We start from the raw sequence: 18645 nt of genomic DNA, 5'->3' as shown, positions 1-18645 counted from the left end.
TCCGAATCAAGCACTCACACTCATCGACTGTATTTTTTTAAAGATCGTTTCGCTGCGGCTCGAACACCGTGTTGCTGTGTGTGCTGCAGCGAGAGGCCGAAATATACGGGCTGGAGCCGCATCGGTCAACACCTTGCTTGCAATAAAACGGGGGCAATACGGTAAGTTATTGATTTATAAAAGATCACTAAAAACAGCTTGTAGCGTAAATTAAGCGACCGCATCTTTAATGGCTTTAAGCGGGGTGTATTTTAATGCTTTCTTAGCGGGAATTTGCACTGGCTCACCCGTTCTTGGGTTGCGGCCAACACGTGCATCGCGGTGTTTGACTGCTAATTTGCCGATTCCTGGCAGAGTCACTTCACCACCACCCTTGAGGGTTGCGCCGGTGACATCGCCCAGTGCTTCCAGAGTGGCTTCTACCGCCTTTTTAGAAATACCTGGCAACTCGTACTCTGCAACTCTTAGTACGGCTTCGATGAGTTCTCTTTTCTTCATGATGAATCCCAGATATTAAAATAATTTAAAGTGCATTGTGCCAGCCCTTATTACTCTATGTCTGTTTGAAATGGGCTGAATGTTTAATTATTAGGCCTCACTACAACACTCATCAGGCACAACGACAATTGCGATTTTAAGTTATTACTGAAAAAATAAGCCAATGCCACATCGACTCAATCCCAACCTCATCCAGATTGCCGTGCTGCTTTTGCCGCCAGCACCACTATTAAGTATCGCCAGTATCGATACGGTACTGGGCTTGGCGAATACCATCAGTGATGAAGCACTATATAAGGTGCAATATTATTCATTAGATGGGGCTGCCATTCCTTTGGCCACAGGCGGACACTACCCTCAGCTGCCTGCCTTACTCGATAGCAAAGCTATCGATGTATTACTGATCGTTTCGCAGACCCCACCTTTTGCGAACGATCCACGCCTTGCTCTACTTAAACCATTACTGCATAGCGCCTCGATGGTCGGGGGGATTGATTGCGGCGCTTGGTGGCTGGCTGCTTGTGGAGTATTAGATCAGCACCGAGCCACATTGCGCTGGCCCGAGCTGCGTGCGTTTGCTGCGACTTTTCCACGCGTGATTTGCACGCAGAATTTATATGAATTTGATCACAGCTATTTTAGCTGTGGCGCAGGCGTTGCAACGCTGGATGCGATGTTGGCCTTAGTGGCAAAGCAGCAAAGCCTAGGCTTGGCCGAGCAGATAGCTGAATCTTTATGTATTGAACACCTGCGCACGCCCGATACCCGCCAACGCACTTCGCATGCTTTGCAACTAGGACTGCGCCAACCCAAGCTCAGCGCCGTGCTGCAATTAATGGAAGCCAACTTAGAAGAGCCCCTCAGCAGCGACGAGCTAGCGCAGCACGTTGATTTATCCCGTCGCCAGCTAGAACGTCTGTTTAAGCAACATTTAGACACACTGCCTGCCCGCCACTATATGCAATTACGTTTAGAGCGCGCCCGCACCATGTTGCAACGCACGGGAATTTCTGTGGTGCAGATTGGTTTATCTTGCGGCTTTTCTTCCGGTGCGCATTTTGCAACAGCCTACCGCGCCCACTTTGGCATATCCCCTCGGGATGAACGTGCTGATTTCCCTAGGTCGTAAAGGTGTAAAGCTATAGCTTTATGTCGCATTTATAGAAGATTCATTGATGATGCCCGCTCTACACTGGATGCACTTTATCCCGTCTGCAGGATCTGCCCATGCCTACCGTAAATCGCGCCACCTTTGATCAAGTTATGGTTCCCAACTACGCCCCTGCGCCGTTTATTCCGGTAAAAGGCTTGGCCTCACGTTTGTGGGATCAGGAAGGCCGCGAATATGTAGATTTCTCTAGCGGCATCGCCGTCACCAGCCTTGGGCATTTACACCCAGAGCTGACCGCCGTATTGCACGATCAAGCCGATAAACTTTGGCATTTATCTAATGGCTTTACCAATGAGCCAGCACTGCGCCTTGCACAACGCTTAATTGATGCCACTTTTGCTGAACGTGTGTTCTTTTGCAACTCTGGCGCCGAAGCCAATGAAGCAGCACTAAAACTGGCCCGCCGCTATGCTGTGGATCATTTTTCCAGCGACAAAGACCAGATTATTGCCTGCACCCAGTCCTTCCATGGCCGCACCCTGTTTACCGTATCGGTAGGCGGCCAGCCCAAATACGCAGAAGGCTTTGGCCCAACGCCAGGCAGCATCAGCCACGTACCGTTTAATGATCTGGCCGCGATTGAAGCCATGATCAGCGACAAAACCTGCGCGGTGATTGTAGAGCCCGTGCAAGGCGAAGGCGGCGTAATCCCTGCTACGCAAGAATATCTGAACGCCCTGCGCGCCCTGTGCGACAAACACAATGCCCTGTTAATTTTTGATGAAGTGCAAATTGGCGTTGGCCGCTCCGGCTCGCTCTATGCTTATATGCATTACGGCGTCACACCCGACATCCTGACTTCGGCCAAAGCACTGGGCAACGGCCTGCCGATTGGCGCAATGCTAACCACTGCCAAGATTGCCAGCGCCTTTGTTGTTGGCACGCATGGCTCCACTTATGGCGGCAACCCGCTGGTCACCGCCGTGGCCGACAAAGTAATCGAGCTGATTAATACGCCTGCCGTATTAGATGGCGTAAAACACCGCAATAAGCTATTTGTGGATGGCTTAAATAAGATCAATGCAAAACACGGTGTATTTAAAGAGATTCGTGGCAGCGGCCTATTAATTGGCGCCGAGCTGGCCCCGGTATTACAAGGCCGCGCCAAAGATGTGGTGACCTTGGGTACAAAACACGGCGTTGTCCTATTGATGGCTGGCCCGAATGTGCTGCGCTTGCTGCCGTCTTTAGTGATTTCAGAAGCGGATCTGGCAGAGGGCCTGCGCCGTTTAGAAGCGGTGATTGCTGAGCTGGTACCGGCGACTGTTGCGGCTTAGATTTAATAAAGACCTAAGATCTGTAGACACAGAGGACGGGGAGAAAACGAAGAACACAGAGACAGAAAGTCATGAGGGTATCTATTTGTAGGGCGGGTGCAACCCGCCAGATTTTGCATGACATTGCGAAAACGGCGGGTTGCACCCGCCCTGCAATTTGCTTTATTTGTTTTTCTCCCCGTTCTCTGTGAACTTAGTGTTCTCTGTGCCTACAGAACTTTTTCACACCATCCACCCTCGGATCGCCCCTATGCTTATCGTAAGACCAGGAAAACTGTCCGACCTTGATCAATTGGAGCGCATGGCTCGCTCTAAAGGGCCGATTTTGCATTCGCTGCCGCCGGATCGTGCACGCCTGCAAGAGCTGATTTTGCGCTCGATTGATTCCCTGCAAAACGAGATCGACTACCCTGGCGAAGAAAGCTATTTATTTGTATTAGAAGAAAACGGCGTTTTATATGGCTCCGCCAGCATCGTCGCCCTTGCCGGGCAACACGAGCCTTTCTACGCTTTTCGCAATGAAGTAGTAGTTCACGCCTCGCGCGAGCTACATGTGAATCACCGGATTCACGCCTTGGTCATGTCGCATGAGCTGACCAGCTGTACGCGGCTGACTGGCTTTTATATCGAGCCAGAAAAAGCCGCTTATGCCGATTTGCTCTCCCGTGCGCGGCTATTGTTTATTGCCCAACATCGCCAGCGCTTTAGTAAAGATATCTTCTCTGTGCTGCCCGGCATTGCCGATGCAGATGGCAACTCGCCATTTTGGGAAAGCGTGGGACGCAAGTTTACCCGCCGTGATTTTGCCGAAATGGAACGGGAATCAGGCGGGCGCAGCCGTGGCTTTATTGCAGAAGTGATGCCGGTTGATCCGCTCTATGTGCCGCTGCTTTCAGAAGATGCCCAACGCGTGATGGGCGAGCCGCACGCCAGCGCTCGTCTACCTTATCAATGCCATCTGGACGAAGGCTTTGAGCCTGATCGCTTTATCGATATTTTTGACGCTGGCCCCGTGCTCACCGCCACACTGGACGCCTGTTATTCGCTACGCCATAGTGCCTTGCACCATCTGGCCTACGCATCCGAAGTTCACGGTGCAACCAGTTACTTAGTTTGCAATACCGCAAGCCAAGAATTCCGCTGTATTAAAACCCATTTGCCTAAGCAGCTTGGCCACGATATGGCCTTGCCACCTGCCTTAGCCAGCGCATTAGAAGTTGGCATTGGCAGCGATGTGCGCTGTGTAAAACTGAATCACTCAGGAGCCGCATCATGAAAATCGTGCGACTTTGTCAATTTAGCGATGTCGATAAGCTGGTCGAGCTGGCACATAAAGCCGGCCCCGGCATGACCACGCTCAAGCCCGATCCGGGCGCTCAGGCCGCCAGAATCGACCGCGTTCGCCGCACCTTGGAAGGCAGCGCGGCGCTGGCCGATCAGGGCTATTTATTCTTAATGGAAGAAACCGATACTGGCGAGATTGTCGGCGTGTGCGGCATTGAAACCGCCGTGGGGCTGGAGCAGCCGTTTTACACCTACCGCATCGATACCTCGGTTTACGCCAGCCGCGAAATGCATATCTGGAGCAAGATGGATAAGCTGACCATCTCGCACGACCTCACCGGCTACACCGAGCTTTGCTCGCTCTTTCTAGACCCGCTGCACCGCGTAAACTGTAATGGCGCGCTCTTGTCCAAATCTCGCTTTATGTTTTTGGCGCAATTTGCCGACCGCTTTGGGACACACGTCTGCGCCGAAATGCGTGGGGTATTTGATGAAAATGGTGACTCACCTTTCTGGCGCGCACTGGGCAGCCATTTCTACCGCATCGATTTTCATGAAGCGGATCGTCTGGTCTCTCTCGGCCAAAAATCTTTTCTGGCCGAGCTAATGCCGCGTTTTCCGGTGTATATCGACTTTTTACCTGACGACGCCAAAGCCTGTATTGGCGCCACGCACAAAGATACCACCCCTGCCCGTCATCTATTAGAAAGCGAAGGCTTACGCTTAGAGCGGCACATCGATATCTTTGAAGCAGGCCCCGTGCTGGAAGCCCGTATCGACAGCCTGCGAGTGATGCGGGAAAGTGAGCTATGCAGCGTGGTGATCAGCGACAGCAAAAAAGCACCATCGGCGCCACATTTAATCTCGACCAGCCAATTAAAGAAATTCCGCACAGGGCTGATCTATACCGCGCCAGAGCAAGGCCTGATTATGCTAACACCCGCAGAAGCCAAGGCATTGCAAGTGAGCACCGGAGATCAGGTCAGAATGATGGAAGCTTATCCACGGAGAGTGGTGTAGCACCAAAGATCGAAACCCAAATCTTGAACCACAGAGGAAAAGGAGAACACGGAGGGGCACGGAGGAAAACAAGTGACTTAACTAAATCAAACTTATCATTCCCGCTCTCGGAGATCCATTATTTACGCTGGATTCCCGATATAAAACACTCGGGAATGATAACAATGATTCCCTAGGGTTTCTCCGTGTAACTCCGTGTTCTCTGTGCTCTCCGTGGTTCAAGACTTGGGTTTTGCTTTAGGTTTTGAATCAACCAATATCTTAAAGGACAGCAACATGGCTCAACTATTTATTAATGGCCAATGGCAAGATGGCACAGGCAGCGAACTGATTTCTACCAACCCGGCAAATAACGCCGCGGTGTGGCAGGGCAACAGCGCTAGCAGCGACGATGTGAATCTCGCCATGCTTGCTGCCCGCAATGCTTTCCCAGCATGGAAACGCACCTCGCTAGAAGATCGACTCGCCATCGTGCGCCGCTTTGCTGAATTGCTTGGCGAGCATAAAGAAGATCTTGCCCACGCTATTGGCTTTGAAACCGGTAAGCCATTGTGGGAATCGCGCCAGGAAGTGGCGGCGATGGTCGGCAAGATCGAAATTTCTATTCGCGCCCACGCAGAGCGTACAGGTGAGCGCAGCAGCGCGACCCCAGATGGCAACGCAGTTTTGCGTCATCGCCCGCATGGCGTGGTGGCAGTGTACGGCCCCTATAATTTCCCCGGCCACTTACCCAACGGCCATATTGTGCCTGCGCTGCTGGCGGGCAATTGCATTGTGTTTAAGCCGTCCGAGCAAGCACCGCTGGTGGCCGAGAAAACCGTTCAGCTTTGGCAAGCCGCTGGCCTGCCTGCCGGCGTGATTGCGCTGCTTCAGGGCGAAAAAGAAACCGGCATTGCGCTGGCTAAACACGAAGACCTCAATGGCCTGCTATTTACCGGCAGCTCCGGCACTGGCGTGGCGCTGCATAAGCAATTCGCTGGCCGGCCTGATTTTATGCTTGCTTTAGAAATGGGCGGCAATAATCCGCTGATTATCGCTCCAACCGAAGCGCTGGATGCTGCGGTACACCACACCATTCAATCGGCATTTTTATCCGCTGGACAGCGCTGCACCTGCTCGCGCCGCATTCTGGTGCCAGAGGGTGAATTTGGCGATCGCTTCCTAGCCCGTCTGATTGAAGTAGCTGGCAAGCTGTCTATCGGCCATTTTGATGCCGCCGAGCAGCCTTTTATGGGCTCGGTGATCTCCTTAACCGCCGCACGCCAGCTGATGGCCGCGCAAGACAAGCTGATTGCCCTTGGCGCGGTGCCGCTGCTGAAAATGCAACACGCCGACCCAAGCAACGCCTTTGTGACTCCGGCGATTCTGGATGTCAGCAAGGTGGCCAGCCTGCCAGACGAAGAATACTTTGGCCCGCTGACGCAAATTATCCGCTACAACGACTTTGCCAAAGCGATAGAGATTGCCAACGACACGGCCTATGGCCTGTCTGCTGGCCTGTTGGCTGATGACTCGGCGCTGTGGGATGAATTCAAAACCGAAATCGACGCTGGGGTCGTAAACTGGAACCGTCCAACCAATGGCGCATCCTCTGCCGCGCCATTTGGCGGCACTGGCAAATCCGGCAACCACCGCCCTAGCGCCTATTACGCCGCCGATTATTGCGCCACACCGATGGCATCGATCGAATCAGCCACGCTGGTACTGCCAGCGCAGCTGTCTCCAGGGATAAGCCTTTAGGCTTTAGCAAAAAATTGGCAGGGCTTTAGGCTCTGCCAATTTTTTTTAAGCTTGCACACCGCATTGCTCCAACAGCCACTCCTTAAACACCTTCACCGGATAGGCATCGCGCTTGCTATTAGGGTGGACTAAATAGTAAGCGTTTCGGCTAGGCACGGGCCGATCAACCGCCACCACCAAGCGCCCGCTGGCTAGCTCGTCCTGCACTAAAAATAGCGGCAGCACCGCCATACCCAGCCCCGCCAAAGCCGCCTGAATCACCATATAAAACTGCTCAAACCTTGGGCCTTTTACCGCGTTGATGCTGGGCTCGCCCACCGCTTCAAACCAATCGGCCCATGCATCGGGGCGGGTGCTGTGTTGCAATAAAGTAAAACCGATCAAATCTGCGGGGCCATTTAAACAGCGACCTGCCAGCAGGCTGGGGGCGCAGATGGGCACGGTCACTTCGTTCATCAGATGGTGGTATTCCACGCCGGGCCAAGAGGTATCGCCAAAGTGAATCGCCACATCGATTTCTTCTTTAGCAAAATCAAAAGGCTTTAAGCGCGTCAGCAAGTTAAGCTGGATTTCTGGGTAGCGAGTAGTAAAGCTCCCCAACCTGGGCACTAACCAGCGCGAGCCAAAGGTGGGTAGGATGGCTAAATTGAGCGCGCCGCTGGTGCCGCTATACGCCATCAGGGCCAGTGTGGCCGCCTCTGCCCTATCCAGCACATCCCGAATATCCCTCGCATAGGCCTCCCCTGCATCGGTCATGACTAAACGTTGCTTAATCCGATGAAAAAGCGCCCTGCCTAAGAATTCTTCCAGCAAACGGATCTGCCGGCTGACTGCGCTTTGCGTGATGTTTAACTCTATCGCAGCACGGGTAAAACTAAGCTGGCGCGCAGCCGCATCAAAACACTGTAAAGCACCAAGAGAAGGAAGAATGCGTCGCATAAACTTCATGAGTTTTAGTAATGATGTAATAAGAATACATCGCTTGAAGTGAAAACGAAATCATTCCAGACTGATCACACTATGTCGTCCTGTAACGTTGGCGAAAATACAAGGGCAGGGCGTACTCGAAGCTTTATTGGGTGATGGTTTGTTCGCCCAGCACGCATCAAGTTAAGCCAACGGCATGCATTGCATTTTTTGTAGAGCGGGTGCAACCCGCGAGCAATGCTGAAAAATACGCGGGTTTCACCCGCCCTACATTGCACCACACACCACGCATCCACTCACATTCATTAAAAAGGTCTTGCAAAAATGGAACAGAATGTCTTTGAAACATCCCAGCTTGCTCAATTACTGATTCGTGTTGCGGGTGCAGAGAAAGCGCAGCAGCTTTTTGCGATGATTGAGGTTGACCCGCGCTTGCTGGGCGCGTCAGATGCCCGCGTAAGCCGTGGCCTGCTTGCTCAAGCAATGAATATGATGTTGTTTGCGCAGAATCTGGCTGCGGTACCTGAGGGCGCTCGTTATGTGGCGGAGAAACTGGCTGCGGGCGAGAAAGTGCTGTTTGACCATGGTGCACTGCGTACTGTCGATGCGCCTCGCACCGGCGCTTTGCCGCATGGCGAGCTGGCGTTTAAACGTATTCTGGAGCCGCTTGGTTTTGCCGTAGCCAATGTCTATCCGCTTAAAAAACTAAAAATGACGGGCCGCGCTTACTGTCATCTCGATTTGCCTGAAGTCATTTCACAGTTTTTTGTTTCCGAATTGCACGTTGAGCAATTCTCAATGAATTTCCAGATTGCTGCCGAACGCATCGTGCACAACTCGCGCGATCCGCTAAAACCCGAGCATCTCAGCCTGCTGACGCAATTAAGCGAGCACCACTCGCTGAGTTTTGATGATGCCGTCACTCTCTTACCAGCCTTGGTCGGCTGTTTTGATGTGCAGCATGAAGTGCCGCATTTGGTGGATTACGAAACGCTGCTGGCAGAATCTGCCGAAATGGCGTGGATCAGCACTGAAGGCAATCGCTTTAACCACGCCACGGATCGTGTGCCGCATGTGATAGAGCTAGCCGATGAGCTGCGCGCGAAGGGCTATCCGATTAAAGACAGCGTTGAGATTTCCGGCTCTGGCGCGGTGCGGCAAACCGCGCTGAAAGCGGCTATGGTGCAGCGGATTTTCCTCGATGAAAAAAATCACCCCATTACCCGCACAGTACCCGGCTCTTTCTACGAATTTATCAGCCGCGATAAGCTGCCAAACAGCGATACGCTGGATTTACGCTTTGATGCATCCAATGCGCAGGGGATTTTTAAAATGACAGCGGTAGCGGCAGTGGCTTAGATTGAGTAAACCCAAGCCTTAAAACACGGAGTTTCACGGAGAAAACCAAATCGTAGGGTGCAATAAGTCCGAGGCTTTATCCAGACGAATTGCACCATGTGCTCAACCAACATTCGGCGTTAATAAAGCCAAGCAAAAAACGCTTGGCTTTATTAACGCCGTACGATAAACCTATACTTGTAAGCATGTAGGCAAGCACCTTAGCCACCCAACGCCCTCTCACCAGCCAAGATCTATGATCCCTCGCCTCTCTAAAACACCAGCACCACAGTCCCTCTACCTCGATTTTATTAGCGAACTCCGCTTGCGTGGTTTTGCGGGGGAAATCAGTAGCACGCTGGCGGATCGCACCGTTTTAGCGACGGATAATTCGATTTATCAGCTTTTGCCGCAGGCGGCGGTGTTTCCCAAGCATAACGATGATGTGATCCGCGTGCTTAAGCTGGCGAGTGAGTCCCGTTTTTGCACCATCAAACTTTACCCGCGCGGTGGCGGCACGGGGACGAATGGGCAGTCTTTGGGGGATGGCTTAGTCGTCGATCTCTCTAAAAATATGAACGCCATTCTGGAGATTAACGCCGAGCAGCGTTGGGCCAGAGTGCAGACTGGCGTAGTAAAAGATCAGCTCAATAAGGAACTAGCCAAACACGGGCTGTTTTTTGCACCTGAATTATCTACATCCAATCGCGCCACCATAGGCGGGATGATTAATACTGATGCCAGCGGACAAGGCTCCTGCCTTTACGGCAAAACGCGCGATCATGTGCTGGAGCTGGATACTGTATTACTGGATGGCACGCTTTGGCATTCGCAGCCTTTAAGCAGCGACGCGCTGGCAGATGTCTGTGAGCAAGACAATCTAATTGGCCATGTTCACGGCCTGATCGCCCAAATTCATAAAGATCATAGCCAGCAAATTACGGCCACTTTTCCCAAGCTCAACCGCTGCCTGACCGGCTACGATCTGGCGCATATTTATAATGATGCCGGCCAGTTTGATCTAAATGCAATTTTGTGCGGCTCGGAAGGTACGCTGGGGCTGATTGTTGAAGCCAAGCTGAATGTGCTGCCGCTACCCAAATTCAGCGCGCTGATCAATATCCGCTACGCCAGCTTTGATGCGGCGCTGCGCGATGCACCGCATTTAATGGCGCTGGGTGCAGCATCCATCGAAACGGTGGATTCCACCATTTTGCAGCTCGCCAAAGGCGATTTAATCTGGCACGGCATTCGTGAATTCTTCCCCGAAGACACAAGGCCCACGCTGGGGATTAATTTACTGGAAGTGCTAAGCGAAACGGAAGACCATCTCGCCGCGCAAATCGCCCATATCGAGCAAGGCTTGCAAGGCGAAGCGCGGCTTGGCTTTACCGTGGCGCGCGGCGATGCAGCAGTAAAACGCATCTGGGGAATGCGTAAAAAATCGGTCGGCCTGCTAGCGAACCGAGCAGGCGACGCCAAGCCGATTCCTTTTGTAGAAGACACCGCCGTGCCGCCAGAAAATCTGGCCGATTATATCCACGATTTCAGGGCGCTACTCGATCAGCACGGCTTGTTTTACGGCATGTTTGGCCATGTGGATGCGGGGGTTTTGCATGTGCGGCCAGCAATCGATATGAAAAAGCCAAACGCCCTAGCCATGCTGCGAGAGATCAGCGATGGCGTGGCCGCACTCACGCAAAAATATCATGGCGTACTCTGGGGCGAGCACGGCAAGGGGCTGCGCAGCGAATATGCCCCCGCTTTTTTTGGCAAGCTTTACCCCTGTTTGCAGCAGATCAAGCAGGTGTTCGACCCACACAATCAGCTCAATCCCGGCAAAATCGCAAGCCCCGATGCGCTAATCAAAATTGACGAGCCACCAACACGTGGCCAGTTTGACCGGCAAATCCCGATACATATCCGCAAAGATTACGATGGCGCGCTGCATTGCAATGGCAACGGCGCCTGTTACAACTTCGACCCTGACGACGCGATGTGCCCATCGTGGAAAGCCACAAGAGAGCGCCGCCATTCCCCCAAAGGCCGCGCCTCTTTAATGCGCGAATGGCTGCGGCAATTGGCGGCGCAAGGGGTTGATCCAACGTCAACAAAACCCGCTAATCTATTACGCCGCACCGTTAATAGCCTGAACAAGCAAGGGGACTTTTCAGAGGAAGTCATGGAAGCCATGAACGGCTGCTTGGCGTGTAAATCTTGCGCTGGGCAATGCCCTGTGAAGGTGGATATTCCTGATTTGCGCTCTAAATTTATGTCGCTCTACTACGGCCGCTATCTGCGCCCCGCCAAAGATTACTTAGTCGCCAGCCTGGAAGCCACGTTGCCCGCAATGACCAAAGCGCCCAAGCTCTACAACGCCGCGATCAGCAATCCGCTAGCCCGCAATATCATGCAGCGGCTTAATCTGATCGAAAGCCCGCTGCTCACTGGCGTCAATCTGCAAGCCACGCTGCTACAACGTGGCTTTGCAATGGCTGACGACCAGCCCCATGCCAACGCAGTGATTATCGTGCAGGATGCTTTCACCAGCTATTTTGAAACGCAGCTGGTGCTGGATGTGTTTGAGCTACTTAAAAAACTCGGCTTCACCCCGCTGCTTGCTCCGTTTAAACCCAATGGCAAACCGCTGCATGTGCATGGATTTTTAGATCGCTTTAAGCAAGCAGCGACGGATAACAGCGCCATGCTGCAAAAACTCGCCCAAAACGGCGTGCCTCTGGTCGGAATCGACCCTTCGATGACGCTGACTTACCGCAGCGAATACGCCAAAACACTGGCGAATCCACCTAAAGTGGCGCTACTACAAGAGTGGCTGGCGGAACAATTTGCTCAGCAAGCGCCCGCTCTAAAGCTGAAAACCGCCACCTTTACGCTGATCCCGCATTGCAGCGAAAAAACCAATGTGGCCAGCGCATTTAGCGATTGGGATAAGGTATTTACGGCGCTGGGTGTAACGCTCACCACTCGGGCAGCAGGCTGTTGCGGCATGGCCGGCACATTTGGCCACGAGGCGGACCACAGAGAACAATCAAAGCAAATTTACGCACAAAGCTGGGCTAAAATCGTGGCAGAGCAAGGAGAGAATCTACTGGCCACCGGCTACTCCTGCCGCTGTCAGGTTAAACTCATAGATAAAACCAGCCTCCGCCATCCGGTGCAGGCTTTATTGGCTTGCTTTTAATAAAACCCAAATCTTAAAACACGGAGGGAAGGAGAACACGGAGGAGCACGGAGAAAACCTTAGCCAAAGTTATTACTCTATTTAGAATTGAGCATTATTTCGTAGGGTGTACAACGACGCAGTCGTTGCGCACCGAAAACGTTGCACAACGACTTGCTCACCCTAGAAAAAACCAGCTTTTTGCTTTTGCCGAAAAGCCAGTTGCACTGCTGGATCCCCGATTAAAACACTCGGGGATGACGATCTAATCAGCAATGTAGGGTGTTTTGTTCTTATGAATACTCATGTTTTGCTTTTCTCCGTGTAACTCCGTGTTCTCTGTGTCCTCCGTGTTTTAAGATTTAGGTTTGTTTGCTCACCCTGCCTAATAGGACCCCGCCCATGCCACATACTCATCCTGTTCTTGCTGATTTTCTGAGTTTTACCTTACAAGATCATCCCATCGATATCGTCAAAGGCACGCTGGCAAGTGGGGTGCATTGGCATTATCTGGGCGAGGGCTTGCTGGAATTTGTGCCGCATCATGGCAGCGATCAGAGCTTGGTTTTGTCGGCTGGAATACATGGCAATGAGACTGCGCCGATTGAGCTACTTAATGCCTTGGTTAAAGACTTGGTAAGTGGACAACAGGCTTTGGGCGTGCGGCTATTGGTTTTGCTGGGCAATGTCGCGGCGATGCGGGGTAGCGATCGCTATCTGGATGACGATCTCAACCGCTTATTTGATCACCGCCACACCCGCCTGCCAGAAAGCCGTGATGCACAGCGTGCCGCGCAAATTGAAGCGGCAATGGCACAGTTTTTTGCTGGGGCCAGTGGCGCGCGTTATCACCTTGATCTGCACACCGCCATTCGCCCTTCCAGCTTCGCCCGCTTTGGCCTGTTGCCTTACCAAACCCGGCCTTACGACACGCATTTGCTTAAATGGCTTAAGTGCTGTGATTTAGGTGCGCTGCTGATAAACCATGCCCCGGCAGGCACGTTTGCTTACCACTCTAGCCAGCACCACGGCGCGCAATCGGTGACGCTGGAGCTGGGCAAGGTGCAGCCCTTTGGGCAAAACCAGCTGGAGGACTTTGCGGGCATTCATGCGCTGATGCAAAGCATGGTCTCCGCCGCCGAGCCAAACTGGCCCGCCCGGCCCTATCAAGTGTTTAAAGTGGTGGGCCAATTAGAGAAACACAGCGAAGCCTTTAAGCTGCACCTGCCGGAAGACGTAGCCAACTTCACCAGCTATCCCCAAGGCACGCTGATTGCATCTGACACCGGCTACGAATACAAAGTAAGCCACCCTGAAGAGCGAGTCGTCTTCCCCAACCCAAAAGTTAAACCCGGCGTGCGGGCGGGGTTGATGGTGGTGGAAGTGAAGGATTTTTAATTTAAAAAACCCAAGTCTTAAAACACGGAGGGAAGGAGAACAGGAGCACGGAGAAATATAAGTCGAGGAAAACACGGATTAGATCGTCATCCCCGAAGGCTTTAATCGGGGATCCAGCAGCGCCACTGGATTCCCGATAAAAACACTCGGGAATGACAGAATCGCCCAGCGCAATAACTTTAGCTTTGCTTTTCTCCGTGAAACTCCGTGTTCTCTGTGTCCTCCGTGTTTTAAGATTTGGGTTTAGATTTAGCGTTTTCGCTTACAATGACCCCCTGTATTAAATAAAGGTTAGGCCTGTGTTTCCCATCAATACCGATATCCCCAGCTATGGCGCGGATACGCATACGATTGAAAACTGGCAGTGGTTTCAGGCCGTTGGGCATCTAGTTGCAAGTGAGCTGGCGGCTAAGCCGCGAGGTACGGTGGCTGTGCTGGCAGAGGAAGAGCGGGCTTACTGGCTGGCGCTGATTGAAGAGCAATACTATCTCGCCACAGCACCGATTATTGAAGGAGAAATCTACCTTGCCGCAGCAGCGCTGGTGCGGGATTTAGTCGGCGTTTGTGGCGATGAGCTGGCCTATATGCGCGGCGGATTGGCGAGCTGGCTGCTCAACCAGACCACGCTACAAGTTGAAGCGCGGCAGTTGCAATGCTGGCAAACTTTGCCCACTTATGCGGGATGGGATGATTAAATAAAATCCTGCAACTTAAACACATCATCCAATCCCCCCATTTAATTCAGGTCGATATGCTCTTAAAAAAACTCCCCTTCCATGTAGACGTGCTGATTATTGGCGGTGGCCCAATTGGCGCTTTGGTGGTGCAAAGGCTGGCAGCGGCTGGCGTTGATGCCCTGCTTGTTGATGCAAAACCAAAGATTGAAGCCGATCCGCGTGCGCTGGCCTTGTCTTGGGCGAGCTTTGAGGCGCTAGATCGAGTGGGTTTATGGGGAGAAGAACTGACGGCGACGGCCATCACCCAAGTGCATATCTCGCAACAGGGCACGATAGGCCGCACCGAATTATTAGCCAGCGAGCTGGGTCTTCCTGCTTTGGGCTTTGTGGTCGATTTTGACAAACTGGCCCGCCGCGCTTTTAGCACGCTCAGCGAAAGCCCTGCCAAAGTAGTGCTAGGCTATCGCGTCAACCAGATCACACGGCTGGCCCGTTTTGCCCAGATTAAAATCGACGGCCCCAATGGAGAAGAACAGCTCACTGCCCGCCTTGTAGTGCTTGCCGATGGCGGCCAGCTAATTAGTCAGCTTGACGATATTATCCAGACCGTCAAGCCTTACCAGCAGCACGCCATCCTCGCGAAACTTACGCCCACCGAGCCGCATGGCGGCATGGCTTATGAGCGCTTTGCTGACGATGCCACCTTGGCACTCTTACCCAATGGCAAGGATTTCACCCTTGTCTGGCCGCAAACTCCCGAGCTTGCTAAGGAGCGCTTAGCCATGAGCGAAAACGATTTTATGCTAGAAGTCAGCAAGCGTTTTTCTGGCCGTATCGCAGGCTTTAGCAGCGTGTCTGCTCGTGCCAGCTGGCCGCTGGCTTTAAAAACGCTCAATTCCGTAGTCGGCCGCCGTGTGGTTTTGATCGGCAATGCCGCGCAAACACTGCACCCTGTAGCAGGCCAAGGCCTAAATCTGGGCTTACGCGATGCCACCACGCTGGCCGAGCTGATTATCTCTACCCGCCAGGATGAAATCGGCGAGCCAGAGCAACTCGCCCGCTACGCTCGCCTGCGCAAAAAAGACGCCGGTCTTGTTACCCACTTTACCGACGGCCTAATCACCTACTTCGACCACCCCGGCCCCTTACTCAAACACGGCCGCAGCCTAGGCCTAATCGCCATGGATCAAATGGGCTGGCTAAGAAAAGGCTTTGCAGAACGGATGGTGTTTGGGGCAAGGTAAGAGTACGAATGATCCTGTAGGTCGTGGCGTAGCTAAGCGTGCGAGGGAACTTCGCTCAGCAAGAGCGTAACCCGACGGCCTTTCCTCACAATCTTCCCCTCCCCTTAGCGAAAACCCAAACTTTCTCCCCCTCTCCGTGATATTCATTTAGCATTGTCCTTTTATTTCTCCAAGCTGATGCCATGCCTTCACTTCGCCGCTTGTTTCAATACGCTAGGCAATATCGTCGAGATGCTTTCTGGGCCAGTTTGTGCTCGGTGATTAATGTGTTTTTCGACATCCTGCCCGAGATATTGATTGGGATAGCGGTCGATGTGGTGGTGAATCGTGAGACCTCCTTTATCGCCACGTTAGGGGTCACAGATAGCTTTCATCAGTTGCTTTATCTGGGCGTGATCACGGTTTTTATTTGGGGTGGCGAGTCTTTATTCCAATATTTCTATCAAATCCGCTGGCGCAATCTTGCGCAAAACTTGCAGCATGATCTGCGTTTAGACGCTTACCACCATGTGCAAAAACTGCCGCTTTCTTACTTTGAAAACAAGAGCACCGGCAAATTAATGGCGATCTTAAATGACGACATTAATCAGCTAGAGCGCTTTTTAAATGGCGGGGCCAATAGCATTATTCAGGTGCTCTGCTCTACGCTGATGTGCAGCGCGGTGTTTTTCTATATTGCACCGCAGCTGGCCCTGATTGCGCTTACGCCTGTGCCTCTGATTTTATTTGGCGCATTCTGGTTTCAGCGCCGCATTGCCCCCCACTATGCCGCTGTGCGTGAAGCGGCCGGAGTGATTAGCGGGCGCTTAAATAATAATCTGCTGGGTATTGCCACCATCAAGGCCTTTACCGCCGAAAAATTTGAAGCGGCGCATATTTCTGATGCCAGCAATCATTACCGCCAAACCAATGCTGCAGCGATTCAACTGTCGTCGGCCATTATTCCCATCATCCGCATGGCGATTTTATCTGGCTTTGTAGTAACGCTGGTTTACGGCGGCTATCTGGCGCTGCATGGCCAGATTGGCGTGGGCAGCTATTCGGTGCTGGTGTTTCTAACCCAGCGCCTGCTTTGGCCGCTAACTGGCCTTGCCGATATTGCCGATCTTTATCAGCGCTCGATGACAGCGATTGAGCGAGTGCTTAATCTGCTCGACACCCCAGTGCATATCCATTACGAAGGCAAGCCGCTAGGCCAGATTAAAGGTGCGCTCAGCTTTGAGCACATTCACTTTGCCTATGGCGAGCAGGCGGTGCTCAGAGATATTTCCCTGCATATTGCCGCAGGGCAAACCGTGGCTTTTGTAGGCGCAACCGGCTCGGGCAAAAGTACGCTGCTAAAACTACTGCTGCGTTTTTACGACGCCAGCAGCGGCAGTATTAAAATTGACGGTATGGAAAGCACGGACATTGCCCTGCTCGATCTGCGCCGCTCCATTGGCTATGTAGGGCAGGATGTGTTTTTAAGCGATGCCAGCATTGCGCAAAATATTGCTTACGGCCAAAGCGATGTGGATATGACAGCCGTGATCGCTGCATCTCGCGCCGCCGAAGCGCATGAATTTATCGAGCGCCTGCCGCAGGGCTACGACACCCAAATTGGTGAGCGCGGGCAAAAATTATCCGGTGGGCAGCGTCAACGCTTGGCATTGGCAAGGGCAATCTTCAAAGACCCAAAAATCTTGGTATTGGACGAAGCCACCAGCGCGGTGGATAACGAAACCGAAGCTGCTATTCAAAGATCGCTCGATAAAATAGCCAGGGGCCGCACTACCTTGGTGGTAGCCCACCGCCTGTCTACCGTGCGCAACGCCCACTGCATTTATGTGATGGAACACGGGGAGATAATCGAAGCGGGCACACATGAGGTATTACTAGCAGAAAATGGCAGCTACGCAGCCTTGTGGCGCTTGCAGACAGGCATCAGAGAAGCAGAAGCCCTGCTGACGTAATCTCTGCCTGCATCATTTCAGAAAAACATCTACATAAAGGATGCTATAAACCAAAGTGCCAAATGATAAAAGCACAAGGGGGAAGATATGCGCGTACTTAGCCTGCTCTGGCTTACTACTATTTTATTTTCCACCCCGCTTTATGCTGAAACTGTGGTTATCAATGCAGAAGACGACTGGGCGCCCTTCTCGTCTATGCGATCAGATAAGCAAGGCGTAGAAGGCCTTTCCCCTTCTCTGGTCAGCGCCGCCTTTAATAGCCAAGGCATCAATGTAAAATTTAATGCAGTGCCTTTTGCACGCTGCCTTTATGAAGTAGAACGCGGTAAAGTTGTTGGCTGCTTTGATACATCCATTACTGAAAATAATAAAAATAAATTTATCTGGCACAAAACCCCTCTGTTTGAAGAAGGCCTGTCTATTTTTTCCTTAAGCACATCCAGCGATAAAAACCTGACCGCCAAAGATTTAGAAGGCAAAACGATCAGCCTGACTCATGGCTACTCCTATCCTAATATCCTGATGGATAATAAAAAAATAATTAAAGATGAATCGCCGTTTGACGATACCCAGCTCAAGAAAATTCTGCTAAAAAGAGTGCAATACGGCGTAATCAACACCACGCCCGGCACTTTAATGATTAATGCCAACCGCAATTACAAAGGAAAAATAAAAATAGTGGGTTTAATTGAAACCAGCGTTTTCTATTTGAACTTCTCAAAAACACATAAAGACGGCCAACGCATGGCCGATATTTTTGAAAAAGGAATGCAGGAAATTAAATCAAATGGCACTTACAAAAAAATAGAGTACGATTTCAAAGTAAAACATGGCCTGATCAATCTCCCCCCCAAATAGAAGTGCATACCCTGTTTTAAACAAAAGCATTCAATACGTTCACATCAAACCACCCGCTAATCAAACCTTCTATAGCCACA

14 protein-coding genes are annotated in these 18645 nt (G+C 52.0%); 12 read left to right on the top strand and 2 right to left on the bottom strand.

The window, feature by feature from the left end:
* Nucleotides 1–210: 210 nt before the first annotated feature.
* The gene (locus VN23_RS01710) at nucleotides 211–498 is read right to left on the bottom strand and encodes an HU family DNA-binding protein (RefSeq protein ID WP_052746499.1); all 288 of its coding nucleotides are present in this window, start codon (nucleotides 496–498) and stop codon (nucleotides 211–213) included.
* 163 nt (nucleotides 499–661) lie between these two features.
* Between VN23_RS01710 and VN23_RS01705 the strand changes: the two genes are divergently transcribed.
* The 5 genes from VN23_RS01705 (at nucleotide 662) to astD (ending at nucleotide 6990) form a co-directional block, all read left to right on the top strand.
* The gene (locus VN23_RS01705; protein ID WP_046351109.1) at nucleotides 662–1627 is read left to right on the top strand and encodes a GlxA family transcriptional regulator; all 966 of its coding nucleotides are present in this window, start codon (nucleotides 662–664) and stop codon (nucleotides 1625–1627) included.
* A gap of 92 nt (nucleotides 1628–1719) precedes the next feature.
* Nucleotides 1720–2946: an aspartate aminotransferase family protein gene (locus VN23_RS01700; RefSeq protein WP_269465462.1), complete on the top strand. Its 1227-nt coding sequence runs from the start codon at nucleotides 1720–1722 to the stop codon at nucleotides 2944–2946.
* 250 nt (nucleotides 2947–3196) lie between these two features.
* A complete protein-coding gene (locus tag VN23_RS01695; protein WP_046351107.1) occupies nucleotides 3197–4222 on the top strand; it encodes an arginine N-succinyltransferase in 1026 nt (341 codons plus the stop codon).
* Nucleotides 4219–5250, top strand: a complete 1032-nt coding sequence (gene astA / locus VN23_RS01690) for an arginine N-succinyltransferase (protein WP_046351106.1) — start codon at nucleotides 4219–4221, stop codon at nucleotides 5248–5250. Before VN23_RS01695 ends, astA begins: the two co-directional genes overlap by 4 nt.
* Nucleotides 5251–5526: 276 nt before the next feature.
* Nucleotides 5527–6990, top strand: coding sequence for a succinylglutamate-semialdehyde dehydrogenase (gene astD / locus VN23_RS01685; protein WP_046351105.1), 1464 nt, complete (start codon nucleotides 5527–5529; stop codon nucleotides 6988–6990).
* Between the two features lie 45 nt (nucleotides 6991–7035).
* Here astD and gcvA read toward each other — a convergent pair whose 3' ends face one another.
* Entirely contained in the window at nucleotides 7036–7929 is an 894-nt protein-coding gene (gene gcvA / locus VN23_RS01680; RefSeq protein ID WP_046351148.1) for a transcriptional regulator GcvA, read from the bottom strand.
* Between the two features lie 312 nt (nucleotides 7930–8241).
* Here gcvA and VN23_RS01675 point away from each other — a divergent pair, with 312 nt between their 5' ends.
* The 7 genes from VN23_RS01675 (at nucleotide 8242) to VN23_RS01645 (ending at nucleotide 18565) form a co-directional block, all read left to right on the top strand.
* Nucleotides 8242–9276: a DUF1338 domain-containing protein gene (locus VN23_RS01675; protein ID WP_052746498.1), complete on the top strand. Its 1035-nt coding sequence runs from the start codon at nucleotides 8242–8244 to the stop codon at nucleotides 9274–9276.
* 235 nt (nucleotides 9277–9511) lie between these two features.
* The gene (ydiJ, locus tag VN23_RS01670) at nucleotides 9512–12457 is read left to right on the top strand and encodes a D-2-hydroxyglutarate dehydrogenase YdiJ (RefSeq protein WP_046351104.1); all 2946 of its coding nucleotides are present in this window, start codon (nucleotides 9512–9514) and stop codon (nucleotides 12455–12457) included.
* 381 nt (nucleotides 12458–12838) lie between these two features.
* Entirely contained in the window at nucleotides 12839–13834 is a 996-nt protein-coding gene (gene astE, locus VN23_RS01665) for a succinylglutamate desuccinylase (RefSeq protein WP_082752546.1), read from the top strand.
* A 299-nt stretch (nucleotides 13835–14133) separates the two neighbouring features.
* Nucleotides 14134–14529: a hypothetical protein gene (locus VN23_RS01660; RefSeq protein WP_046351103.1), complete on the top strand. Its 396-nt coding sequence runs from the start codon at nucleotides 14134–14136 to the stop codon at nucleotides 14527–14529.
* Nucleotides 14530–14585: 56 nt separating this feature from the next.
* A complete protein-coding gene (locus tag VN23_RS01655; RefSeq protein WP_046351102.1) occupies nucleotides 14586–15755 on the top strand; it encodes an FAD-dependent monooxygenase in 1170 nt (389 codons plus the stop codon).
* A gap of 182 nt (nucleotides 15756–15937) precedes the next feature.
* Nucleotides 15938–17707: an ABC transporter ATP-binding protein gene (locus VN23_RS01650; RefSeq protein WP_046351101.1), complete on the top strand. Its 1770-nt coding sequence runs from the start codon at nucleotides 15938–15940 to the stop codon at nucleotides 17705–17707.
* 87 nt (nucleotides 17708–17794) lie between these two features.
* Entirely contained in the window at nucleotides 17795–18565 is a 771-nt protein-coding gene (locus tag VN23_RS01645; RefSeq protein WP_046351100.1) for a substrate-binding periplasmic protein, read from the top strand.
* The last annotated feature ends 80 nt before the right edge of the window (nucleotides 18566–18645 follow it).

Source organism: Janthinobacterium sp. B9-8, from assembly GCF_000969645.2.
Classification (GTDB): Bacteria; Pseudomonadota; Gammaproteobacteria; order Burkholderiales; family Chitinibacteraceae; genus Iodobacter.
Note: the sequence above shows the minus strand (reverse complement) of the source record. Positions and strands in the feature narration are given on the sequence as shown.

Excerpts from the sequence above, each read along its gene's own strand:
- VN23_RS01710 (WP_052746499.1), bottom strand. The coding sequence starts at position 498 with ATGAAGAAAAGAGAACTCATCGAAGCCGTACTAAGAGTTGCAGAGTAC.
- VN23_RS01705 (WP_046351109.1), top strand. The coding sequence starts at position 662 with ATGCCACATCGACTCAATCCCAACCTCATCCAGATTGCCGTGCTGCTT.
- VN23_RS01695 (WP_046351107.1), top strand. The coding sequence starts at position 3,197 with ATGCTTATCGTAAGACCAGGAAAACTGTCCGACCTTGATCAATTGGAG.
- astA (WP_046351106.1), top strand. The coding sequence starts at position 4,219 with ATGAAAATCGTGCGACTTTGTCAATTTAGCGATGTCGATAAGCTGGTC.
- astD (WP_046351105.1), top strand. The coding sequence starts at position 5,527 with ATGGCTCAACTATTTATTAATGGCCAATGGCAAGATGGCACAGGCAGC.
- gcvA (WP_046351148.1), bottom strand. The coding sequence starts at position 7,929 with ATGCGACGCATTCTTCCTTCTCTTGGTGCTTTACAGTGTTTTGATGCG.
- VN23_RS01675 (WP_052746498.1), top strand. The coding sequence starts at position 8,242 with ATGGAACAGAATGTCTTTGAAACATCCCAGCTTGCTCAATTACTGATT.
- ydiJ (WP_046351104.1), top strand. The coding sequence starts at position 9,512 with ATGATCCCTCGCCTCTCTAAAACACCAGCACCACAGTCCCTCTACCTC.
- astE (WP_082752546.1), top strand. The coding sequence starts at position 12,839 with ATGCCACATACTCATCCTGTTCTTGCTGATTTTCTGAGTTTTACCTTA.
- VN23_RS01655 (WP_046351102.1), top strand. The coding sequence starts at position 14,586 with ATGCTCTTAAAAAAACTCCCCTTCCATGTAGACGTGCTGATTATTGGC.
- VN23_RS01650 (WP_046351101.1), top strand. The coding sequence starts at position 15,938 with ATGCCTTCACTTCGCCGCTTGTTTCAATACGCTAGGCAATATCGTCGA.
- VN23_RS01645 (WP_046351100.1), top strand. The coding sequence starts at position 17,795 with ATGCGCGTACTTAGCCTGCTCTGGCTTACTACTATTTTATTTTCCACC.